Raw genomic sequence first — 24,304 nt, forward strand, 5'->3', positions numbered from 1 at the left:
CAATGAAAAAATCTATTTGGTTCATCATGGCAATTACCGTTTTTCTGGGTTTGAGTGTTGCCGTTTGGTATACTACTGATGATGAGGAAGAAATCGCCGCCTCGGTATCGGTGGCCGAGGCGATGGGAGGTGGTGATCAGGAGGGATATTTGCGTGCAACCGGGCCGCGGGAATTTGTCTTTCCCGAGGATCATGGTCCGCATCCCGGCTTTAAAACGGAGTGGTGGTATTACACGGGCAATCTTTTTACGGAGGATGGACGCCAATTTGGTTACCAGTTTACCATTTTTAGAAGTCAATTAAATCCCCCGACAGAAGTCAAGGATGACACAGCAAGCGGATCAGATTGGAATACCAATCAGCTTTATTTGGGACACTTTGCTATTTCTGATGTAAAAAATAAAGATCATATTTTTGAGGAACGATACAGTCGAGGAGCAGCGGGGCTGGCCGGTGCAGAGATTGAACCCTATCGAATTTGGCTGGAAGACTGGGAAATTGTTCGAAATAATACGTCCCAAAGTGATGACAAGAGTTTTCCGGTGCGTATTATCGCAGAAACGGATGGGAAAGTAAGTATAGATCTCTCGGTTAACCCTGTTAAACCCCTAGTTTTACAGGGCGAAGAGGGCTACGATATAAAAGGATCAGGTGAAGGCAATGCATCCTATTATTTGGCCTTTACGCGGATGGATACCGAAGGCGTAATTACCAAGGATGGAGAGCAATTTGAGGTATCGGGGGCAAGTTGGATGGACCATGAGTGGAGTACATCTGCACTGGATGAGAGCCAGGAGGGATGGGATTGGTTTTCGATTCAGTTGTCGAATGGTTACGATCTGATGTATTATCAGCTGCGAAATAATGACGGCTCGGCAAGCCAGTTTACGACCGGTTCGTTGGTGGATCCGGAGGGAAAGAAAACGACGCTCAACCCCGAGGACGTAACCATCGAAGTGCTTGACCGCTGGAAAAGTCCGCATACCGGCTCAGAATATCCCTCGGAGTGGCGAATGGAAATTCCGAAGAAGGATTTAACACTTGATCTGGCTACCTTATTTGATGACCAAGAGATGGCGGTTTCTGTGCAGTATTATGAGGGAACAGTTTCGGTTTCAGGTAGCATGAACGGAGAAGACATCAGCGGAAATGGATTTATAGAAATGACGGGATACGAAGAAGATTAAGATATTGGTAGATTCCGCAGTCTCAATCAGCATATTTATTTGTCCAAATAATACACTTTGCTGTAAATAGTCTGTATCTTTGCCGCTTTAATTTCTGAATGTTAACCCTCTCTATTCTTTTTTGATGTTTAATCCCACCGAAGCAGACGAACGCGACTATCTACAACAAATTATCGACAAGCTTGAGAACGCCTATCATGATACTGATCAGCAGGTTGCCGACCAGCACCAGCAGATGAAAGATCAGAAAAGTTATATGTATGAAAATAAGGCGGGCATGGACGCTGCCGAGAAAGCGGCTATTAAACAGTCGGTAAATATGGGAGCTATTTCGGGGGAAGCGGCGGTAGAATACAAGGAGCGCCTCCGTAAGCTTATGGAATCACCCTACTTCGGACGGATCGATTTTAAGGAAAATGACGATGACAAGGCTACGCCCATTTATGTAGGAATGCATTCCTTTTTTGATGATGAGCAAAATGAAAATCTGATTCACGATTGGCGCGCTCCGGTATCGAGTATGTTTTATGATTATGAGCCCGGGGACGTTTCGTTTGAGTCTCCCGAGGGCACCAAAGAAGGAGAAATGGAGCGCAAGCGTCAGTTTCGTATTGTGGATGGTGAAATGGAGATGATGCTCGAATCGGATCTTTATATTCGCGACGATGTGCTTCAGGAGGAACTGAGTCAGTCGGCTGATGACAAAATGAAGAATATTGTGGCCACGATTCAGCGCGATCAAAATGCCATTATTCGAAATGAAACGTCATCGGTGCTGATTATTCAGGGCGTGGCCGGATCGGGGAAAACGTCTATTGCGCTGCATCGGATTGCTTTTTTGCTGTATCGTTTTAAGGAGAGCATTAGCTCGCGTGATATCATGATTATATCCCCAAACAAGGTGTTTTCGGATTATATATCTAACGTATTGCCAGAGTTGGGAGAGGAATCGATTCCCGAGATGGAAATGGACGAGCTTGCCGAGCGCGTACTGGGCGGTAAATACAAATTTGAAAGCTTTTTTGATCAGGTTAGCAAGCTGCTCGAAAATCATAACAGCGATTATATAGAGCGGATCGAATTTAAAGGTACTACCAAATTTCGACGAAAGCTTACATCCTACTGTAACTGGTTAAAAAAGAATCAGTTTCAGGAAGAGGATATTCCCATTCGATTTAAGACTGTTCCGGCGAAATATCTGCGCATCCGCTATAACCGAAACTCTAATCTGCCATTGACAAAACGTGCCCGCGCTATTGCTACGGATACGATCAATATGATTAAGCGGAGTTTTAAGTACACGCTGAGAAAAGAAGAAGAGAAAGAGATACGGCGTAAAATTAATGGCATGATGGGGAGTGATAATATTCGCGTGCTGTACAAGGAATTTTTTGAATGGATTGAAAATCCGGAAATGTTCGAATATGCCAAGCGATCCACTTTTGAGTATGCCGATCTCTTTCCGCTGATCTATTTAAAAATGAAGCTCAAAGGGGTTGATACGTTTAGCGATGTTAAACATTTGATTGTGGATGAGATGCAGGATTATACGCCTGTCCAGTACGAAGTGATTTCGCGACTGTTTCCCTGTAATAAAACGATTTTGGGGGATGCCAATCAGGATGTAAATCCCTACAGCTCGACCAGCAGCGATCAGATACAGGATGTATTCGGCGATTCTGATGCGGTTACGCTCACTAAAAGTTATCGCTCTACCAAAGAGATTACGGATTTCACCAAACGGGTATCACCTGAAACCCAGGTGGAGGCGATCGATCGTCATGGTGAAGAACCCGAAGTATTGGCGTTTGAAAAACAACTTCAGGAAAAACGAGCGATTCTGGAACGGATAGAAGCGTTTAACGAATCTGATCACCAGACGCTGGGAATTTTATGCAAAACCCAGAAGCAGGCGAAAAAGTTGTACAACTATCTCAAAAAGCATCAAGAATTACACCTGTTATCGCCGGGAAGTTCGGTGTTACAGTCAGGAGTGCTTATTACAAGTGTGCATCTGGCTAAGGGACTGGAGTTTGATCGCGTAATTGTGCCTCATGTAGATGAGGAAAACTATCAAACTGAGGTAGACCGAAGCATGTTATACATTGCCTGTACGCGGGCAATGCACCGGCTTATATTAACGCATTATGGAACGTGCACAAATTTAATCCGGGTAAAAAGGTTTATCCCTAAAAAATTCTAATATAAACTAACTCTTAGTATCCAGATTAAAAAGGTTTGGAATTGCTACAAAAAAGTGGACAGTAAGTTAAGCCAGATCATGCAGCCAATTCTTATTGTTGTGTTAAGTAGTTCTGCATTTCCGCCGGTGTTCTGTAGTCCGGCTGGAAATGCCTTTGCCTGGAAAGGATTGCTGGGGCTTTTTCTTGTAGGCCGAGCGCCACGCATAGATAAGTCCCGGGTCAATACCCAGCTCATCGGCTAACTCACGGATGTTATCCCGCTGGTAGCTTTGTTTGATTACGTCCAGTTTGAACTGTTTGCTGTAGGTTCGTCTTTTACTCATAATTGTTATTAGTCATAAATTGCAGCCGACAATCTATGGCTTAACTGGGTGTCCACCAAAATGTAGCAAGTTCAGTTATCCTGATAATTTTTATCTAACGATCCATTAGCTTAGTTGTTGCGGCATCTACAAATTTTAATTGCCAATAGAGATTTTAATGTTCTGAAAGATATAGGATTTGAAAAAAAAACCTCAGGATTTACCTACAAAGCCAAAGGGGAAATAATTATTTTAGATTTTTCTTTAGCAACTTGCCGCTGTCCATTTTGTGACCGCTTGCGTATTCTTTTGTTAAAGAAGGTAAAAAAAGATAGATAAGAGTTTATTCCATAATAACTACAGCAATTAGAGCTGTAAACCAGTTTTTTAATACAGGAGTATAAAGGACTGGATGGCATTGTTCGAGGATTATCCCCAACAATTAATTGTATTAGGTGCATGAACACGTTATCAAAATGGCTTAGATCCACGTTAGATTATGAAGATGAGAATATTTTTAATCAGCCCATTTACGAGGCCTTCTGGGATACGTTAAATCCAATACAGGGCGAATCACTACTGGCTATTAACTGTCGTCATACCGAATTATTTCGTTCTGCATTCAATAGAAATATCGAATCTAGCGGTATTCATCGAAGTAAAAAGCAGATGCAGGAAACAAGGGAGAAAGATCCGCATGTTACCCTTCGGCTATGGCAGGGTGCGGAAATACCATTTAATGATAATACTTTTAATTATATTTTTGAGTTCGATTCGTTTGAGTGTTTTAGTGATTTAGAGGTCGGACTAAAAGAGGTGCAACGAGTGCTCAAGCCAAAGGGAGTATTTGTTGCAGTAGTTCCCAATAAAGATTTCCTTCTGAGCTCAAAATATCCACTATCTGATAAGACGGCAGTCTCAAAAGGATATTTGGAACGATCGCTGGCGGAATGGAAACGAGTATTTACTAGTGCCGGATTTGCAATAGCTGACATAAAAAATGATCAATTTTTTATTCGTTACCGACATCAAATGGATCGCATGCAGACTAATGACTGGAAGATAGCAACAAAAGATTTTTTACTTTCTTCTTTACCACTCAAGTACGCCCACCGGCTTGTCTTTTTTCTAAAATAGTAATTTTTCATACTTAAATAAGCTAGAGAAGCATCAATGAGCAAGATTGTTATTAATTGGCAACCAGGTGTTACTAAAATTAACAATATGATTTTGGAAGATATTGAAGCTCTAGATCAGAAAGGATTTTATTTGTTAATGGGCGGACTACCCTACAAATCAAAGATCACATACGAACGTATTAAACCTATTTATCTCGGTGCATCATTTAACCAGTCTATTCGTGATGACTTGTTAGGCTATCCGGATAAAAATGAATGTGTTAAGCAATTTATGGATGCTTATTATAAAATTGATCTTCTTTTTGTTTGTGGCATTTTGGAGCAACCTACTGCTAAAGAAATTAGGTCAAATAATATTCAAAAAACCAAGCTTAAACTCATTAAGCAAATTCATCTATCTTGTAATGAGCTACCAACAAAAGCGAATAACAATCTTGAAATCGAGCATACCGGAATGTATAATCCGCTAAACAAAAACAGGGAAAGGATATAATACTCTTTCGCACCCACTATAGTTCCAATTATTAGATTATGCTTGGCATGCCCCCCGGCAAAATCGTCAGACTGTGTTGCACTTTCAGGAGCATTAGCAGATTCATTGCTATCTTTTAACCATGTGATTGTTATATTTGTAGTAGTAAAATACCTTAGCTACCGAAATCCCATCTTAGGTACTTATAGGATGACCGAAAGACTATTCAAGTACTGCATTTCAACTTTTAACAAAGCTATTTCTTTAGAGCATTACCAAACTAATTAATGCTGGATTTTTGCTTCTCAAGAATTCATCATCATATTCTACTTATCCAATTTTCATGATTTGATTTATTTCGGCTTTTATTTTTGAGACCTGTTTATTGTCATGGAAGAAAGATTCATTTTATACATAACATTGTATAAATGATAATTCGCTTTTGAGAAGAATAAATAGCTTGAATTTCCTATTAAAATAAGGAAGGAAATATCTCATTACCATATTATTAGTGAAGGGAGTTGAAAATAGAGTGCTCGGATAATTTAGGATTAATGATACATTCTTTAATGGATGCTTTGTATTTTTCTTTGAAACAGAAAACTAAACATATCGAATAGTCTAATGGTAAAAATCACAATAGCGGATCAGACGAAGCCCCTCGAAGAAGTTGATCTTGAGTGGATAAGTGGTACGATCAGTAAGAACAGGATAATGGACAAGGAAAATCCAGTTGAAATCAATATTGAAACTGATACGATAAATCTGGATCTGTTTGCCAATCATCCAAAAGCAGGACAGGAAAAGGCTACCAATTATATAGAGAGCCGGGTACTCTTTCATTGGAAAGAATTGGTTCTTTCGAAAGATAATCTTGATCCCAAAGCACTATCTGAGTTTTTAAAACAGATGAAACGTTGGGTTTCTTTTGTTCCTAAAGAATGAAAATAAAGAACGGCCTATAATGGATTGTGTTTTTTGTAAGGATGACATTAGCGAGCAGGCTTTTCTGGAATCTGATCATTTTCGCTGTATTTATAATAAGGCACCTATTCTTCCCGGACATTCAATGATTATTACTAAAGAGCATGTGCAAAGCATGCTTGATTTGGATGATGCGAAGCGGAGCGAACTTATGCGATTAAGTACCAGGGCGGCGAAAGTGATAACTGATGTTTTTAATGCCGATGCATTTAACTGGACGGTTCAGGATCGTCCGCCTGCCGGACAAACGGTTGCACATTTCCATCTTCATATCATTCCTCGTCGCAACGGTGATCTGCCTAACCCCGGAGATTGGTATCCACAGCTTGAAAAATATTACGATCAAACCAATACTCACAGCGAAGAACGCCCCTCTCTAACGCAGGATGAATTAAGAGAGGTTGCCATGAAAATAAGAAAGCAGATTTAAAGGGTGGTACTAATTTTTATGGATTATTGTCTACATAGGTATGCTTCCAAATAAATCACGGTTTTGGCTTTAGGAGCTAAGCTATATACCATAATGGCAAGATTAAATAAAAAAAGTCGGTTGGTATCCTTCTAAACCTATGGTACATTTATGTGCTTAATTATTATTATAAGGAATATTCTTAAATGCCAGAGTATGAATATAAGTTAGAAGTTTACAATCTTCTTCCAGCGATGGCTTAATATAGATTTTCCACCAAAGAATTTAATAGATGTCCAACGTAGAAAGAGTAACGTTTAATAACAGTACCAGCAGGGAATTCAGTCAAACGGTAAAGCAACGGGTTGACGAATATTTTGAGGAGAATAACCTCTCAAAGCATGCCAACACGCAAATGGTTATTAAAACCATTATAATGCTCACGCTTTATTTTGGACCCTATGCGTTAATTATGTCGGGGTCGTTCTCTCTCGGAGTGATGTGGTTTTTAACGTTTGTAATGGGTATTGGTATGGCCGGTATCGGTTTTTCTGTATCACATGATGCCTTGCATGGGGCTTACTCTTCGAACAAGCATATCAACCGTGCGTTGGGATATACCTTTGATCTGGTGGGAGCAAATGGCTACATCTGGAAGATAACGCACAACATCATCCATCACACCTATACCAATATTCACGAACATGACGAGGATCTGGAAGTGGCCGAATTTATTCGCCTCTCCCCACATTCAGAATATAAACCAATCCATCGCATACAACATGTCTTGGCCTTTATTGCTTATAGCTTTTCCACATTTTTCTGGGTGTTTATTAAGGATTATAAGCATTTTGCGAAGGATAATATTGGTCCGTACGAAAATAAAACTCATCCGACTAGCGAGTGGATCATCCTGTTTTTAACCAAAGCCATCTATTATACCTATATGCTGGTGCTGCCGTTGCTTTTGCTCGATATTACGTGGGTTCACTTATTGGTTGGGTTTACAACGCTTCATCTGACGGCCGGGCTGACCGTTGGTATCGTTTTTCAGCTTGCACACGTAGTTGAGGGAACGGATCATCCGCTGCCGGACGAAGACAATATGATTGACGAACACTGGATGATTCATGAAGTGGTAACCACCAATAATTTTGCGCGGGACAATAAGGCATTATGCTGGTTTGTCGGTGGACTGAACTTCCAGATTGAGCATCATCTCTTTCCCAGGATATGCAGTGTTCATTACCCGGCTATAAGTCATATTGTAGAAAAAACGGCCAAAGAGTTTGACATCCCCTACAATCAGCACGATACGTTTTTTGAGGCAATAGCCTCCCATTACCGCACGCTTAAGAAATTTGGGGATCCGGAGTTTACCTATTCTGAAGCTCGAACTTAAGATAGCTTTTATGTTATAAGCAGGGTACTAATACTATTAGTACGATTTATCTAATTCCAGTCAACCATTTCCACGTATAGTAAATGTGGATTGATGTTCTTGCAAGCTATGTGCCGTCCTGGATTCCGTTTTTTTGCTATTAGCTAAGTATAGAAAACAAATTCAATGAGTAGTAATAATTAGATTTGTTAGAAGGTCCTTCTCTTAACGCATTTTTACTTTCATTTTTTGCTTGTCATCAAGTATTTTGATAAATAAGGAGGCCAATCAAATAAAGCCTAAAACACGATTTATATGAAACGTTTACTGATATTCTTTTTTGCTCTTTTTCTTTCAACAACATTTTATACGGCAGATGCACAAACAACAAGTTCCGGCGAAGTAGAAGGTATGGCAGGTTTTGCTCGGGCTGTTGCGGTGAACGATGGATTGGTCTTTATTGGTGAGGCGGCCAATCCCCATCAACCGGGACTCGTCTATGTTTATCAACGCGTAGATAATGAATGGTCGCAACAGGTCGAACTTTCGGCAATTGATGGAGAAATTGGCAATGGTTTTGGCGCCTCCTTAACAACCGACGGAGATGCTATTCTGATTGGTGCCCCGGCACGCGATGATGAACGAGGAGCAGCTTATCTTTTTACAAAATCCGGTGATGCATCATGGAGCCAGAAGGTCATGTTGGCCCTGTCAGATACAAGTAAAAAGGGCAGTTTGGGTACCAGTGTAGCACTTAGCGGTGATGTTGCTTTTCTGGGGGCCCCCAGAGAAATGGACGGCAAAGGAGCTGTATATGTATTTCGTAAAACAGAATCGGGAACATGGAGCCAGCAGCAGCGTTTGGTGAATCCCGATACGACGCAGGGAATTGGTTTTGGATCAGCACTTAAAGCAGACGGATCTAAACTGCTTGTCGGCGCTCCGCAAGAAGGTGGTGCAGTACACGTTTATCGAGCCGGTAAAGAAGGATCTTGGGAAAAGGAAGCTACCCTGAGTAGTGATCAGGCAGCTGATAATGCACGTTTTGGTTCAACATTGGGAACTTTCAACGACAAGATACTTGTAGGAGCACCTCGCAATGCTTCGGGATCTGGAGCCGTATTTTTATTCGAACGTAATGCTGATGGTTCCTGGAATGCAACAGACAAATTAGTGGCATTTGATGGTCAACCGCGCTACGGCTTCGGTTCTTCGCTGGCTATCGCTAATGACAAACTTTGGGTAGGTACCCCCGGTGCCGACAATAGAAAAGGAGCTTTGTATCAGTTTGAACAGAATAAAAACAACGGCGAATGGATTGGGGTCAGTAAGATAGGTGGACCAGATCGCAAGGAGGGTGATCAGTTTGCCAGTACAGTAGCTGTCGATGAAGGAATTGCAGTGGCCGGACTTACCGGTGCTGATTACGGCGCGGGAACGGCTGCTATTTTAGAAATGGATGATTCCGGAAATTGGTCCGTAGCCTCAACAGTATTTAGCGAAAGCAGTTCTGTTCTTGAGCCTATTACAGGTAATAAAATGGAGTGTAGCGACGGCAATGCTTCACATTTTGGATGCAGCAACGTAAACCTTCTTTCCTTCCTTCCCATTGAAGAAATCGGAGGCGAACGCGGTGTTCGTATGAACGATATCTGGGGATGGACGGATCCTAAAACCGGAAAAGAATATGCACTTGTCGGGCGTATTAATGGAACTTCTTTTGTTGATGTCAGTGATCCGACAAATCCAGTTTATGTAGCTAATTTACCGATGACGGAAGGGGCACGAGCTAATGCGTGGCGTGATATTAAGGTTTATAAAAATCATGCCTATGTGGTTGCTGATAATGCCGGAGAACACGGCATCCAGGTGGTGGATTTGACCAAGCTTAGAGATTTTGATGGTGAACCGATGACACTGGAAGAAGATGCCATTTACGATAAAGTTCACAGTGTGCATAATATTGTTATCAATGAAGATACCGGCTTTGCTTATGCGGTAGGCAGCAGTGGCGGCGGACAAACGTGCGGCGGTGGATTGCACATGGTTAATATTCAGGATCCTAAAAATCCTACGTTTGCCGGCTGTTTTGCGGATCCATCAACCGGACGAAGCGGAACGGGATACACGCATGATGCGCAATGTGTAACGTATCATGGTCCTGACAAAGAATACCAGGGAGAAGAAATCTGTGTCGGTGCCAATGAAACCGCGATCAGTATTGCAAATGTTTCGGATAAAGAAAATCCAAAAGCACTTTCAACAGCTTCATATCCCGATTATGGTTATGTGCACCAGGGATGGTTCACCGAAGATCAGCGTTACTTCTTCCAGAATGATGAGCTGGATGAGCTGACCGGTAATGTGGATCGTACACGTACACTTATCTGGGATCTATCTGATCTGGACGATCCTCAGTTTGTTGATGAGTACTTCTTCGATAATTCGTCATCTGATCACAATCTGTATATCAAAGGAAATACGATGTACCAGTCGAATTACGTGAGCGGGTTGCAGGTACTTGATATCAGCGATCCCGAAAATCCTGAGAAAATCGGATACTTTGATACGGAACCTTTTGGCGAAGATGAGCCCGGTTTTGCCGGAACGTGGAGCAATTATCCGTTCTTTGATAGTGATATCATTATCATGACCAGCTCTACCGAAGGATTATTTATTCTGGAAAATGCAGATCAGCCTGTCAATCCGGCAAGCGCGCAGTAATGTTCATCTAATTCGATAGTTATTTAACGATGCGAAATTGGACACTTTTTTTGCTGAGAACTCTGTTTGTCACGCTGTTTTTTGCAGGATTTTCTGCTACCTCACTTTATGGACAAAGTGATCAAAACGCCAAACAGTCTGCTGATATGCAGAATCAGCGGATCTATGTTTGCAATCAGGGAGAGGCAACATTGTCAGTTATCGATGTTGAAAGTAATGAGATCGTGGATAACATCGATCTGCAGGAACTTGGTTTTTCGGCCAATGCAAAGCCGCACCACACTGTTGCCGAGCCGGATGGTTCATACTGGTATGTAACGCTGATCGGAGAAAATCGCGTGCTTAAATTCAATCGGGATAACGAGCTGGTTGGTCAGGCCGAAATGGAAGTCCCCGGATTGATATCATTGCATCCCACCCGCGATCAATTGATTGTGGGTCGATCTATGAGTGCCGTAAATCCCCCGCAGAGCATTGGGATCATCAACCGTTCGGATATGACGCTGCAGAAAGAAGTGCCTACCTTTTTTGCACGTCCGCATGCCTTGGCTATGACACCCAATGGAGAGTGGACATATATTGCCAGTCTCGCTGAAAATCAGATCCTCTCACTTAACAATGAAACCGAAGAAACGGAGTTGACTACTGTGGATGGCAAAACGCATGTTTTTGTTGACTTCGCGATATCTCCAGATGGAAACACGATGGTGGTTACTGGTCAGATTTCAAGTAAGTTACTCTTCTTCGATATAAGTAATCCGGAATCTCCGAAATTAACCGGTAGCATTGATGTGAATGCTCAGCCCTGGCATCCGGTATTTTCTCCCGATGGCAAGAATGTCTATTTCGGCAATAAAGAAGCCCATACAATAACGGTAGTGGATAACCAGTCGCAAACTGTAGATACTGTTATTAAAGGAGAAGGGCTTGCCCAACCACATGGAAGTGCAATGTCAGCCGATGGCAAATACCTTTATATCTCGAATAATAATCGAAAGGGAACGTTTGATTCAAAAGATACATCACCGTCGGGTGATCCCAATGGAACTATCACCGTGATAAATACTGAAACGAATGAAATTGAGAAGGTGATTGAAGTGGGCGCATATCCATCCGGAATAGGAACCAATGCTCGGTGGTGAATCCAAGGTGAATTTTTAAGCGAAGAACCGGGGACTAAATTCAATTCAAACTGATATAGAAATAATGTCGGCTCGTATTGTATGTTTTGCGCTCATATCCATAGCCATGTTGATAGGCGGATGCAGTGGATCGGGTGTTTTAAGCCAGGAGGGAGCATCCGTAAAATTCCAGAAAACGATTGCCCCATTTCCGGTTTATGATAGCACGGGAACTACTATGGAGCATCCCTTTTTAGGCGGATTTAATGCCCCGCGCCCACAGTTTGTGGATATTAACGGGGATGATGATCCGGATCTTTTTCTCCAGGAGAATTCGAACGAGATCATGTTTTTTGAAAATGACGGCTCTAGCTTAAAGTGGCAAACTGACAAATATTTCGATCTAGACATCGGGGAATGGTATCGCTTTACTGATCTGGATCAGGATGGAGATATGGATCTGCTGGCCGAGCAGCCGTATAGCTATATTCGATACTATCGCAATGACGGTACTCCCGAACAGCCCGATTTTACCTTGGTGTCAGATACCCTCAAAGATGCTTATGGAGCACCTATCTTTTCGGATCGGCAGAACATCCCGAATATTACGGATATCGATTGTGACGGTAAGATGGACCTGTTTATTGGCCGTCTGAATGGAACTATCACTCGCTACGAATCGATAGGGCGTGATGAGCGAGGCGTACCCCAATTTGAACAAGTTAGTAAGAAATTTGAAGGTATTGAGATTGTAAAACAATTCGGTACCATGCACGGGGCCAACACGCTTACCTTTGTGGATATTGATGATGACGGCGATCAGGATCTTTTCTGGGGTGACTTTTTTGAACCCAGCCTTTTGCTTATTGAGAATAGGGGATCGTGCAGTAATCCCGGACTACAGGGTGAGCCGCAACCCTTCCCGTCTTCTGAGCCTGTAGAATCCAGCGGATATAATGCACCTACTTTTGCCGATTGGGGACAGGATGGTAAGCAAGATCTACTGATTGGGGTATTGGGAGGAGCCTATAATGCAAGCCGGACACTGGCTGAGAATCTCTATTTCTATAAGCAGAACGAGAACGGGCGGTTCAGTAAGCAAACGGAACAGTTTTTACATGCCATTGATATTGGAAATGAAAGTATTCCTGCAGCAGGTGATATTGATGGCGATGGTGACATTGATCTGCTGTTGGCGAATAAAATTGATCCCGGCGGACGTAAATCATCTATCATACATAAGTTTGAAAATAAGGGTACGAAAGAAGATCCATTACTGCGTCAGACCGGAACGTTAGACCTGCCGGATGCCTATCATTACGCACCCGCATTGGGAGATCTTAACGGCGATGGCCTTGATGATCTGTTGTTGGGAACCTGGAAAGGGCGAATTGCTTATTACCGGAATAGCGGCGGTGGATTTGAAAAAGTGGACGAGTCGTTTATAGAACTGGAGCGGGGAAGTAACAGTGCTCCTGCGCTTGCTGATATTGATAATGATGGTGACCTGGATCTTTTTGTGGGAGAATCGGGTGGCAATATCCATTTTTATCGCAATGAGGGAACAGCAGAGAATCCCAATTTTGTTCTTGAAAAAGATTCGTTTGCCAATGTTGAGGTTGGGCATAGGAGTGCTCCCACATTATATGATATTGACGGTGATGGCGATCTGGATCTGTTTATCGGAAGTAAAACCGAAGGTCTTTTATTTTATCGGAACGAGGGAACTGTCCAAGAGGCTGAATTTGTGGAAGCGTCACTTCCTATTTCTATAGATGCTCCACAGCTGGCCGCGCCCCAATTTGTAGATTTTGACGGTGATAGTGCTGCGGACTTTATTTCAGGCAGTCGCGGGGGCGGACTTATCTACTACCAATGGATGGGGCAATAAGTTAGCTCTTTGAGGTATAGGGGCGATGCCGGTAGTATTTGGAAGTTGAATCCAGACGAACATGGAGCCAGGCTACCCCACCGCCGGCCGTGTTTAGCCAAAGTGGTTGATCGGAAATTGAATCCTTGGTTACCTTTCCCACTGTTTGCCAAAGTGCCAACTGCTGTTCTCGAGGAGCATTATCAGTAAAAACCCCAATATGCGAATAGTTTAGATCTTGTTCAGTGGATGTAGGGGCAATAAGTTTGGCATCACCACCCAGATTGTCAAAGACTGCAACTTTTTTCCCGGGCTGAAAATATTGCTGGAAAGGCTCCGGATCGGGAGGCAAGTTAATACCCGGGGTTTGGCTGACCACGAACTCAAAGGATTTATTTAACGAATGTTTGGTGACGGGCGGCGTTTCCCAATGATAGGCACGGAAGGGTAGGTTAGCCAATAGATCAATAAAAAACTGGCGAAATTCTTCCGTTTGTTGTTCCAATAAGTCCAAAAATTGTGCATAACTTAGCTGTTGTTTCTGTTGGTAAAGCTGATACTTGTAGGATTTATCTTGTTCAATAGTAGATTTTTTGAACTTGAACATAACATGAGTTAATAGGTTTACGCTTCTTTTTATTTAAGCGTAGCTACTTGAAATTTTTAATTATGCTGGACAGTAAATCAGCTAGATATAAATTGTAGTTGATCTGGCCGGTAAATTAATGAAAGGATCGGGATGGCCATTGCTAAGAGTATGTTTGTTCCGTTATCAATAGAATTACTTTTTGTTGATGTATTACGTTCTCTTTCCTTGGTTTTTTCTAGCTTAATTAATGTTTTTAGAGTACCCATTTTAATTTTATCGATCAAATTCGCATAATTAACGTAGTCTTGTATATTATGAGTTCTGGATTTAATTTGAGAGGCAATTTTTAAAAGAAAAAAGCTTATGAATTATTCGATTAACGAGCGTTATAACTGTATTGTAATAGAGTTTAGTGGTAATCTGATGGGAGGTCCGGATGCCAATAAATTTAATGATGATCTGCATGATCTGATCGATCAAGATAAAAAAGAAGTAGTTGCAGATCTGAGCAACGTTAAGTTCATGAATTCCTCCGGATTGGGAATTTTAATAGGTGGACTTACAACCATGCGCAATGCGGGTGGCGACTTGCGTATTGCCGGGGCTAATCAACGGATTGAAAGTTTATTAATGGTTACTAAGCTGATAACCGTATTTAACAGTTACAGAATGGTTGAAAAAGCCGTTGAATCATTTGAAGAAGATCCGATTGGAGAAGAAGGCGAAGAGGAATAAAATTAACAGAATATATCGGTTATTTAGATGCCGCAGGATAAACTCTTGCGGCATTTTTTATACAAGAAAGAATTGTTTCCTGGTATACGTAGCAAATAAAAAGGCCGCTAAAAAGCGGCCTTTAGAAATCAAATAAGTGGATAAACGAAATTAGATTTCGTCAACTTTTCCAGTGTTTTTCCACTCTTGAATTTCCATTCGAATATCTTGCGCCTTCTTCTTCATAGCTTGAAGAGTTTTACGAGCGCGCGTACCTGCAGCTTTGTTTCCCTTGTTGTAGAACTTGTTAATGTCAGGTTCCAGTTCATCTAGCAATTCACTCATTTCATCGAATCGGCTCATTATATGACTCCGTTTGATTTGCGTTTATAGTTAAAAAATTTGCTCGATGTAAATTCTTTTATTCATCGAATGGTCGAATCTATGTATATGGAACTGTTGTGTCAAGTTAAAAAGCCCATTTTAATTCATTAAATGGACTTTTTACAAAAAATGTGGTGATTTGCAATTAATTTTCGGAAAATAAGTCATTTTTTGCTGCTCTTGATGGCTGTAGTTTGTTCTAAATTTGGTAATTGATTAAAATCTCGGGCTGTTGCAAGTCTTACGGGATGATTAAAGTTATTGAACTCATCCGGTATTTGATGGTCTCTGAATTCCGGTTCCATTACATCCCAGATTAGGTTGTTTTCAGATTTTTCATTGGTAAATATTTCTGATTCGTCGGATTTGGAAAAAAGGAATAACTCATCAGCTTTTAACTCTTTATACAAAAAAGTGGCAAGACGTGGCAGAGATAACGGCTCTATTTTATTTTCGTCAGCGTTTTGGACAAGTGTGGAGAGCAGTAATACTGATTGGCTGGGCAGCGTATCCAAAAATGAGTGGTCGAGGGTTAGCGTCTCATTTTGTTGGATTATCAGGTTTCGCTGGTAGGGATTGAGGCCTATCGCGGATACGCCCTCATCGGCAAAAAGAGCAACCAGTCTATTGTTGAGATCTTTGATGCTGCGCATGGTAGCTTCATCCCGCATAACTCCGGTCTGGATAATGCGCTCAGTGTATTCGCTGTCGGAATGGATGATGATGGGACGCAGATCGGAGTTGCCTTGTTGCTGTGAAAGTGAACGGGCCAGGCTGGTTAAAAAAACTCCGTTATCTAAATGATCGTAATCGAGTGCTGCAATGTATTTCATACAAGAATTAAGTGAATTATCTATTTGAAAGTGATGAGGAACTAAAACTGTGGGGAAGGAGATCTTCGCTAAAGTGAATGGATTCAGAATTATCAGCGTGATGCAAGTGAATTTGTTTCTTGGGCAGGTGTTCAATAATCACCTGTCGGCAGGCACCACATGGACTGCTGAATTCTCCTTTGCGGGTGTGTATTTCAAGGCTGATTAATTTTTCACTGCCAAAAGTCAGTGCTTTTGCAATGGCAACGCGCTCGGCGCAAAGTCCCATATTCCATGAAGTACATTCAATATTTACCCCCGTAAAATATCCCTGTTCGGTTTCTACTATTGCAGAAACTGGAAAATCCGATTCCTCGACAACAGCCGTATTCAACAGTTGTTTAAGTTGTTTTATCTTGTTGATATCAGGGTCCAAAACTGGATTTTCGAAGGTAATATTTTGCAGGTCATTGCTGTCAAGGGATTTGGTGGTAAATCCAAATTCTTTTTCCCAGCTTGGTATCATGGATGCATCTACTTCATCCGTAAAAAGCTCGGTGGGTTGATGCCCTTCACTAAGACAGCTAAAAAGAGCATTTTGGGTGGCGCTTATACTTAGCGGGTAGGAAATATTTTCGATGCGGATCCCTGGAAACCACTTTCCGCTATTACTGCGAACAACGGCCGCCGAAGCCTTTTTGGAATAGGGTACGTAATTATGCTCGTAAAGATCGTTAATATCCATTATTCTATAATTGATGAAACAACCGCATCCGCTATTTTTGCTCGTATGTTGCTGATATTTTTGCCGTATGATCGGTATGGATACGTTCGATTTGTTAATATGATAATTGCCAGATCGCGCTCGGGATCAATCCAGTAGCTGGAACCGGTAAAGCCGAGGTGTCCAAACGTTTTTTTACTGGTCATAGATCCAGCCGTGCTGTTTTTTCCGCTTTTGCGATCAAATCCGTAGCCGCGGTTGCTGTGCTTGCCTTGTCGCTTGGTAAATTTTTGTATGGTAGAGGGTTCCAGATAGCGGCGACCGGCATACCAGCCATCATTCAGCAGCATCTGGCAAAAGATGGCCAGATCTCTGCCGCTCGAAAATAACCCTGCATGCCCGGCAACACCGTTTAAGAAATAGGATCGTTCATCATGCACTACTGCATGGACGGTAGTATCCCGAAAAACGGTATCAATTTCGGTAGGAGGAATACGGTCAATAAAATATTCACCCATTTTTTTGGGATTGAAAAAAGTGGAGGACATTCCTAGGGGATAATAGAATGTTTCTCTAAGATATTGATCAAGCGACTTGCCGGTAACTTGCTCAACAATTTTTCCAAGCAGAATAAACCCGAGATCACTGTATCGATAATCAGTGCCGGTTTTATACGTTAGCGGCTCGTTTTTAATAGCCTCAATAATTTCTTTTTCTGATTTTAGGGAGTCAACATAGACCCGAAAAGGAGGAAGGCCCGAATTATGCAGTAAAAAATTTTCTATGGTGATATTCTTTTTCTTACCCTGCGAAAATTCAGGGATATATTTCCCAACCTTATCTTTAAGACTGATTTTTTCCTCCTCCACCAGTTTCATGATCGCAGCAGTTGTAGCTGTTGCTTTTGTAAGAGAAGCCAGATCATAAACCGCATCTTCTTTAATCGGGTTAAGCTTTTCATAGGTTTCATACCCAAACCCCTCTTGGTAGGCAATGTTGCCATCCTTAACAACGGTAACTACTCCGCCTGGAAATGTAGAATCAAATATAGCCTCGTTCATGATGCGATCGATATTACGAAGAGAATCACGTGACAATCCCGATACTTCGGGTCTATCGTAACGCAAAGCTGTTTGTGGCAGATATAATCCATGATTGATGGAATACATACCGGGAATGCTGATGGGGAGCCGCCCACTTATTTCCGAACCACCAAATAGTGCGGGAACCGTACTTTTTACTTGATTACCATTAGCCGACCAAGCCAAAAGTTGTACATCGGAATTCGGTAAATCTTGAATCACATACGGATTTCCAAAAGCGGTTAAAATAGAGGGTTTATTGCGAATTAGTTTCTTTAGAAATGGCAGCTGCTCATTGTCGAGCTGCACTTTCTGCCCGGATTTTACATAAATAAATGATCCAATGATGATGAGATCCGCTTTTCGGGCTTCTTTGATCATCTCCTGTTTGTCTTCCTTACTGGTGCGTTGATCTAACAGGTAAGAGCTAACATCAGGATGATAATCCCTGAGTTGTGAGACAAAAGAAGAACCGGTATATCCACTCTTGCCATCAGAAACAGATACAACCATTACTTTGGGATATTCGGATGCCCGGATGGGTAAAATATCATCGTTATTTTTGAGCAGTGTCAGTGATCTTCTGCTTATTTCTTCGGCAATTAACTGTTTGTTTCGAGTGTTAATATTAGCGCTCAAGGAATCTATATCTATTTCGCTGTCTTCAAAGAGTCCCTGCTGTTTTTTCCACTTGAGGAGTTTTCGTACGGAATTGTTAATGCGCTTTTCTGAGATATTACCTGAATGAACGGCCTGTTCAATTTCGTGAAGAGCTGTTAATTCGTCGGGACTCAGCAGCATGAGATCTACGCCTGCTTTCAGGGCTTTCACAACTGCTTCGCCCGGTGAAAAGTTGGAGGAGATTCCGTGCATATCCAGCCCATCACTTACTACTACACCGTCAAATTGTAGAGAATCCCTGAGTATTTTATGGAGTACAGCAGCGTCCATTGTTGCGGGTAATGCTGAGTCAGGGCTAATTTTCGGAAATGAAATATGGGCACTCATTATACTATTGACTCCCTTATTAATGGCCGAACGAAAAGGTACGAGTTCGACTGAATCAAGCCGGGCAAAATCGTATTTAATTACGGGTAATGAAAGATGAGAATCGATATCTGTATCGCCGTGGCCCGGAAAATGCTTAGCTGTGGGAATCACTCCTTCAGATTGTACCCCTTCGATAAACTTATTTCCATATTCTGATACCATGTCCGGGATCGCTCGAAAATGATCGCACATTAATGACCGGATTCATCGGATTGTTGTTTACATCCATAACCGGAGCAAAAATCTGATTAACCCCCATTGCTCTGGCTTCCTGGGCCGTAATTTTTCCCATCCAGTAAGCATAATTGGGATTTTGGGTTGCTGCCACACCCATAGCAGGTACAAATTGCGTGGCACCTCCAATCCGCATGGCGGCCCCATACTCCATATCCTGGGTAATCCACAGCGGAATTTTTGAGGATTTTTGAAGTTTGTTTGTCAGAACGGTCTGGCCATAAACCGTCCCGCTAAAAAAAACAAGCCCGCCTATTCGATAATCCTTAATATGGTGTAATAATTGTTGATAGGATTTACTGTCGTTGCTTTTATAATTTCCATAGGCGCGAATAAAGAACAGCTGCCCAATCTTTTCTTTTAGGGACATCTGGGCCAGTAGAGAATCCACATGTACGGAATCAGAAATTTGTTTGGGCTGCTCAGCTGCAGGGACCCTCTCCGGACTGAGCTCTTTTCTGTCAATATTATTAAGTACACTTTCTTGCTGGATGCTCCCATTCGGAAGTGATGTTGAAGTCGTTTTTTGGGAAGCAGAGCACGATTGAGTTGAGATGAGTAAAACCGCACTGGTTATAGCCAGCAGTAAAATATTGTTAAGAGAAATTTTAAAATGGGTAGTCATGAGATTTTTTAAGATAATATATACTGATCCTGAATCGATGATAACATAGCTGAATACCTATGCGGAATCAACATCAGCGAGAAACCTGATTGATAATAATTATTTGTCCTCAGGTATGAAGGTCATTGTCTTAAACTGATTTTCATCAAAAAAAGTACTGTCCTGATATAAGAATTTGTATTGACCGTTGAGCCAGCTTTCGGTTTGGTCTCCATAATATTGCGAAAGGGGATTTCCGGATTGGCCGGTGGGATTGATGGTCCAGGTTTTGCTTAGATCAGAAAAATCAATAATACGTCGGATCGACGGTCCCAGCACCATTTCATAAGGATCATTCCAGCTGTATTCCCCATTGTTGATGCTCATGTCGTGACCGCTTACAGGATGCGGGCCATTATTAAGCAGATTATTGACGATTAGTTTTAACGCTTGCGGGGCATCGGGATCTTCGGCGGCTTCTCCAAAAAGCTGGGGTTTGAATGTAATAGTGTGCAACTGCTCCCATCGCCACTCAAATGGTTCATTGCCATAGTTTTGCTGAAGGAAATCGATTGCTTCAGCCATACTTTTTTTGATCATATCGTCCCGGGTTTCGGTTGTATCTTCGGTACTTACGTCATCAAAAAAGGTGCTCCCGTTTCGTAGAAAGCGGTTGAGCGAGCGAATGGGCATCGAAGAGAATTGAACAAAGTTCTGATAACCCGTTTCGCCCATTTCGTCGACAAAAGTGTTTTCAGCGAGATGAAGCAAAAATACATCCATTATCGAGGCTGCGGTTTCTGATTTTCCATAACTGAAGTCCCAGTTTTCCAAGTACGAAATAGCGGGTTCAAATTGTTGCTGCTTGCTGTTTTTTAAGACCGGAAGAATAAGCTTTGAAAGATCCCGTGAGAACTGGGAATAGGTGTCGTTTTGCATCTGCTGGAACAGTTGTGGGGAGAGTTGTTCATTTTCCGTCAAGTATTGTTCGATCCGATTAATTCGGGATCCTGGTTCCCAATAAACAGAAAGGTAGTAGGGATAGTTGTTGTTGGCAGGAAAGGTATTGGCATTGGCCACCCAGCCGCGTTCGGGATTAATGATTGTCGGCAGCTGTTCATCAGGAACATAACCCTGCCAGTCGTGTTCGGTATTCCAGCCTTCACGCAGTAAAATTGGATTCTCATCGCGAATGGGAATATTTGCCATCGAAAGCTGGGCAATGTTGCCGGCTTTATCGGCATAAATAAAATTTTGTCCCGGTACTTTAAAATTGTAAGCTCCTTTTTGAAACTCCTCAAAAGATTGTGCCCAGTTCATGGTTAACAGCGCTTCGATCTCATTTGTTACCTCGTAGCCGGTCCACTGCATAGAAATAACGCGGTCTTTGGTGTATTGCTGTTCGGGATATACATCAGAGATCACAGGTCCGTGGTTGGTAAGTTTGCGAGTAAAGAGCGTATCGTCAGCTCCTTTAATTTTTATTACTTCTTTTTGGATTTCGAACTCATCATAAACCGCTTCATTTGCCAGAGAATCAATAACGTATTCGTTGGCATTTTTGGGATTTACAGCCTCCACAAAAAAGTCGGTATCGTCAAGCATGATGTTGGTCAATGACCAGGCCAGGTGATCATTTTGCCCTAAAACCACGATTGGAGCACCCGCAAGGGTAGCGCCTGAGAGATTTCTTCCATTTACGTTTAGATGCGTTTCGTACCACTTGCCCGGCATATTTAGCCCGAGATGGGGATCACCCGCTAAAAGAGGTGCCCCGGTGGATGACTTTTCACTGCTCACTGCCCAGGCGTTACTTCCTACGTGCGAGCCCCGCCGACCCATAATTTTATTGAGGTTTTCATTTTTTTCGACCAGGGGCATCAGTGTTTGTGCCCAGCTGGAATCGTTTGTTGAATTTGAAGAAAGAAATCTGTTATCGGGCAGCAGTTGGGAAAATTTATCCTTCGAAAGGGTATCAGCGAAATAGGCATAGTTTAATTCTGATTTCCATGCCAAGTTTAGCTCCCAGGCCATCATCCGTGCCAGGGCAATGGAATGGGTTGGGGTCCACGGTATTGGTTCCATGTCGGCCAGTGTAAATTGTATGGGCAGACTTTTGGGATTGTTTTTGACATAGGAGTTTATGCCTGCCGAATAAGCCTGAAGTAAATTTTGGGTAGAGTCGGAAAGAGTGGGAGCGATTTGTTGAGCGATATCCCAAAACCCGAGGGTACGCTGCAGTTTGTCGTAGGGGAGGAGATCTTTTCCCAAAAATTCGGCAAAACGACCTTCGGCTGCCATCTGGCTCAAGGTCATCTGCCAAAGGCGATCCTGGGCGTGGGTGTATCCCAGGGCGTAATACAAATCATGTTTATTATCAGCGTAAATATGTGGAACGCCATGTGTATCCCAGTGGATATTAACCTGTTGCTGAATGGTACCGTGCGTTTGGGTGGATTGATAATCGGGAAGCGGGCGATAGAACGTCCAGTAGACGGCCAGGCTACCGATCCCAACAATTAAGATGAGTAGAAAAAGTGTAATGCGTAAAAATTTATTCATAAGGCAGCATAAAAAGTTGATGGTAGATCGCAAATGTAGCAAACATAGCAATTAATGAGTAACCGGAAAAAGGTTATGTTTTAATAGTTGATGTATTTATGTAAAAGTTCGTTTGTTTAAAAATAATGTCATACAGTTCGGTTATTTTACCGGTTGAATCGTTGAAAATGCTTAAGAAAATCGATACTCTCATTCATCAATAATCAACACCTAATTCAATAAATTTTTAGTGATATGGATATTAAAAAAGTAGCAGTTATTGGCGGCGGCACTATGGGAAATGGCATTTGCCATGTATTTGCTATGAACGGCATTCCGGTGAATTTGGTAGAGGTGAATAAAGAGCTGGCGGACGAGGCGTTGGCAACCATCGATAAAAACTTGGAGCGCATGGTTAAAAAAGAGAAGATCGATGCCGAGCAAAAAGTGCAAACGCTCGAAAATATTGAGACGCATACCGATACGAGTGAGGCAGTCAAAGATGTGGATCTGGTTGTAGAAGCTGTTCCGGAGAATTTTGAGCTCAAGAAAAAGGTATTTTCTGACGTCGATAAAGCAGCTCCTGAAGAGGCGATATTGGCTTCCAATACATCATCCATATCTATAACGAAATTGGCTGCAACGACTTCTCGTCCCGAGCGATTTATTGGCATGCACTTTTTTAATCCTGTGCCGGTGATGAAGCTGGTAGAGGTTGTTCGTGGACTGGATACGGATGAGGAAGTTGTTGAGACCATAGAAGAAACGGCGAGGCTGTTAAATAAAAATCCCGTTGAAGTAGCCGATTATCCCGGTTTTGTTTCGAACCGAGTTCTAATGCCGATGATCAACGAAGCGATCTATTGTGTGTATGAGGGTGTGGCTGAGCCCGAAGATGTAGACCAAGTTATGAAGCTTGGAATGGCGCATCCGATGGGGCCGCTGCGACTGGCTGATTTTATAGGTCTGGATGTTTGTCTGGATATTTTAAATGTGCTTCATGATGGATTCAAAGATCCCAAGTATCGACCGTGCCCGTTGCTGGTAAAGATGGTGGATGCCGGAAAGCTTGGAGATAAATCCGGAGAAGGATTCTACAAGCACGATTAAGAAAGTGTTATTTCTAGTTTTTAAAACCCTCAGGAGGTTAAACTCTTGAGGGTTTATATTTTTACTACCAAAATTTCCAAGAGTTTATATAATGCTTGAGGCGGTTGGTAAAACTTTTGCCCTGGACCCATCCGAATACAAAGCATAAGATCAGCAGGGTATATACCAAAACCGTGGTTAAACTACTGGCTATGGTTGTTACTTCATGGATACCGGAAAACATATAAATAGCTCCAAGCCCTATACCCGGAAACATCCAGAAAGCGATTATATTAATTAGTGCAAATCCGAGGAAGGCGCTAAACAAAGCATGAGATAGTCGTTCACCTAAAGTAGGTATCCGCTCGTGATTTCGTTCATCAATATGTAGTCCATTCTCACTCAATGCAGATCATTTTATTGCTTAATGATTACTAATTTTCTAAAAGTAATTGATAGAGAGACCTTTGCAAAATCATACTGTCATCGCGAATGTAATGCGGCGATCTCCTTTTAAAAGTTTTGATCGGGAGATTGCTTCTCAGGATCGCAATGACAAGCTTATTTTTGGGAGATTTTGCAAGGGCCTCTAATAAATAAAAAAATACCTCTGTGATTTTTATCTATTTCGGTTTTGTAATCTGTAAAAAAATGTTTCGCGTTTCCATTTTTATCATATTCTTGTTAT

General features: G+C 42.0%; 22 protein-coding genes. 13 read left to right on the forward strand and 9 right to left on the reverse strand.

Features of this window, described 5'->3' with window-relative positions; all coding sequences use genetic code 11:
* Positions 1–2 precede the first annotated feature (2 nt).
* Positions 3–1,187 carry a lipocalin-like domain-containing protein gene (locus U5J89_RS10325; RefSeq protein WP_322575547.1) on the forward strand — a complete coding sequence of 395 codons (1,185 nt, stop codon included), beginning with the start codon at positions 3–5 and terminating at the stop codon, positions 1,185–1,187.
* 124 nt (positions 1,188–1,311) lie between these two features.
* A complete protein-coding gene (locus U5J89_RS10330) occupies positions 1,312–3,390 on the forward strand; it encodes a HelD family protein (RefSeq protein WP_322575713.1) in 2,079 nt (692 codons plus the stop codon).
* Between the two features lie 102 nt (positions 3,391–3,492).
* On the opposite strand, the gene U5J89_RS10335 is transcribed toward U5J89_RS10330, so the two are convergent.
* Positions 3,493–3,714: a transposase gene (locus tag U5J89_RS10335; protein ID WP_322575548.1), complete on the reverse strand. Its 222-nt coding sequence runs from the start codon at positions 3,712–3,714 to the stop codon at positions 3,493–3,495.
* Positions 3,715–3,831: 117 nt separating this feature from the next.
* Between U5J89_RS10335 and U5J89_RS10340 the strand changes: the two genes are divergently transcribed.
* The 9 genes from U5J89_RS10340 to U5J89_RS10380 all read left to right on the forward strand — a co-directional run bounded on the left by U5J89_RS10340 (position 3,832) and on the right by U5J89_RS10380 (position 13,814).
* A complete protein-coding gene (locus U5J89_RS10340) occupies positions 3,832–4,032 on the forward strand; it encodes a hypothetical protein (protein WP_322575549.1) in 201 nt (66 codons plus the stop codon).
* 120 nt (positions 4,033–4,152) lie between these two features.
* Positions 4,153–4,830, forward strand: a complete 678-nt coding sequence (locus tag U5J89_RS10345; protein WP_322575550.1) for a class I SAM-dependent methyltransferase — start codon at positions 4,153–4,155, stop codon at positions 4,828–4,830.
* A 36-nt stretch (positions 4,831–4,866) separates the two neighbouring features.
* Positions 4,867–5,325 (forward strand): hypothetical protein, encoded by a 459-nt coding sequence (locus U5J89_RS10350; RefSeq protein WP_322575551.1) that lies wholly within the window; start codon positions 4,867–4,869, stop codon positions 5,323–5,325.
* Between the two features lie 603 nt (positions 5,326–5,928).
* Positions 5,929–6,249, forward strand: a complete 321-nt coding sequence (locus U5J89_RS10355; protein ID WP_322575552.1) for a hypothetical protein — start codon at positions 5,929–5,931, stop codon at positions 6,247–6,249.
* Positions 6,233–6,718 carry an HIT family protein gene (locus U5J89_RS10360; RefSeq protein ID WP_322575553.1) on the forward strand — a complete coding sequence of 162 codons (486 nt, stop codon included), beginning with the start codon at positions 6,233–6,235 and terminating at the stop codon, positions 6,716–6,718. Before U5J89_RS10355 ends, U5J89_RS10360 begins: the two co-directional genes overlap by 17 nt.
* A gap of 271 nt (positions 6,719–6,989) precedes the next feature.
* Entirely contained in the window at positions 6,990–8,099 is a 1,110-nt protein-coding gene (locus U5J89_RS10365; protein WP_322575554.1) for an acyl-CoA desaturase, read from the forward strand.
* A 294-nt stretch (positions 8,100–8,393) separates the two neighbouring features.
* The gene (locus tag U5J89_RS10370; RefSeq protein ID WP_322575555.1) at positions 8,394–10,802 is read left to right on the forward strand and encodes a choice-of-anchor B family protein; all 2,409 of its coding nucleotides are present in this window, start codon (positions 8,394–8,396) and stop codon (positions 10,800–10,802) included.
* A 29-nt stretch (positions 10,803–10,831) separates the two neighbouring features.
* The gene (locus U5J89_RS10375; RefSeq protein ID WP_322575556.1) at positions 10,832–11,944 is read left to right on the forward strand and encodes a YncE family protein; all 1,113 of its coding nucleotides are present in this window, start codon (positions 10,832–10,834) and stop codon (positions 11,942–11,944) included.
* Positions 11,945–12,008: 64 nt separating this feature from the next.
* Complete coding sequence (locus U5J89_RS10380; protein WP_322575557.1) at positions 12,009–13,814, forward strand: VCBS repeat-containing protein; 1,806 nt, start codon at positions 12,009–12,011, stop codon at positions 13,812–13,814.
* Between the two features lies 1 nt (position 13,815).
* Here U5J89_RS10380 and U5J89_RS10385 read toward each other — a convergent pair whose 3' ends face one another.
* On the reverse strand, positions 13,816–14,400 hold the full coding sequence (locus U5J89_RS10385; protein ID WP_322575558.1) for a DUF6940 family protein: 585 nt from the start codon (positions 14,398–14,400) through the stop codon (positions 13,816–13,818).
* 345 nt (positions 14,401–14,745) lie between these two features.
* Between U5J89_RS10385 and U5J89_RS10390 the strand changes: the two genes are divergently transcribed.
* The gene (locus tag U5J89_RS10390) at positions 14,746–15,117 is read left to right on the forward strand and encodes an STAS domain-containing protein (RefSeq protein WP_322575559.1); all 372 of its coding nucleotides are present in this window, start codon (positions 14,746–14,748) and stop codon (positions 15,115–15,117) included.
* A gap of 150 nt (positions 15,118–15,267) precedes the next feature.
* Here the strand turns inward: U5J89_RS10390 and U5J89_RS10395 are convergent, their stop codons facing one another.
* The 6 genes from U5J89_RS10395 to U5J89_RS10420 form a co-directional block, all read right to left on the reverse strand.
* The gene (locus U5J89_RS10395; protein ID WP_322575560.1) at positions 15,268–15,459 is read right to left on the reverse strand and encodes a histone H1; all 192 of its coding nucleotides are present in this window, start codon (positions 15,457–15,459) and stop codon (positions 15,268–15,270) included.
* A gap of 185 nt (positions 15,460–15,644) precedes the next feature.
* The gene (locus U5J89_RS10400) at positions 15,645–16,313 is read right to left on the reverse strand and encodes a hypothetical protein (protein WP_322575561.1); all 669 of its coding nucleotides are present in this window, start codon (positions 16,311–16,313) and stop codon (positions 15,645–15,647) included.
* Positions 16,314–16,329: 16 nt separating this feature from the next.
* Positions 16,330–17,037, reverse strand: a complete 708-nt coding sequence (locus tag U5J89_RS10405; RefSeq protein ID WP_322575562.1) for a cytidine deaminase — start codon at positions 17,035–17,037, stop codon at positions 16,330–16,332.
* Entirely contained in the window at positions 17,037–19,310 is a 2,274-nt protein-coding gene (locus U5J89_RS10410) for a serine hydrolase (protein ID WP_322575563.1), read from the reverse strand. Before U5J89_RS10410 ends, U5J89_RS10405 begins: the two co-directional genes overlap by 1 nt.
* On the reverse strand, positions 19,288–20,007 hold the full coding sequence (locus U5J89_RS10415; protein ID WP_322575564.1) for a glycoside hydrolase family 3 N-terminal domain-containing protein: 720 nt from the start codon (positions 20,005–20,007) through the stop codon (positions 19,288–19,290). Before U5J89_RS10415 ends, U5J89_RS10410 begins: the two co-directional genes overlap by 23 nt.
* A gap of 99 nt (positions 20,008–20,106) precedes the next feature.
* A complete protein-coding gene (locus tag U5J89_RS10420) occupies positions 20,107–22,548 on the reverse strand; it encodes a penicillin acylase family protein (RefSeq protein ID WP_322575565.1) in 2,442 nt (813 codons plus the stop codon).
* 240 nt (positions 22,549–22,788) lie between these two features.
* Between U5J89_RS10420 and U5J89_RS10425 the strand changes: the two genes are divergently transcribed.
* On the forward strand, positions 22,789–23,637 hold the full coding sequence (locus tag U5J89_RS10425; RefSeq protein ID WP_416208520.1) for a 3-hydroxyacyl-CoA dehydrogenase family protein: 849 nt from the start codon (positions 22,789–22,791) through the stop codon (positions 23,635–23,637).
* 64 nt (positions 23,638–23,701) lie between these two features.
* On the opposite strand, the gene U5J89_RS10430 is transcribed toward U5J89_RS10425, so the two are convergent.
* Positions 23,702–24,022, reverse strand: coding sequence for a hypothetical protein (locus U5J89_RS10430; protein ID WP_322575567.1), 321 nt, complete (start codon positions 24,020–24,022; stop codon positions 23,702–23,704).
* Positions 24,023–24,304 lie beyond the last annotated feature (282 nt).

The sequence above is a fragment of the Fodinibius sp. genome, from assembly GCF_034521915.1.
Classification (GTDB): Bacteria; Bacteroidota; Rhodothermia; order Balneolales; family Balneolaceae; genus Fodinibius.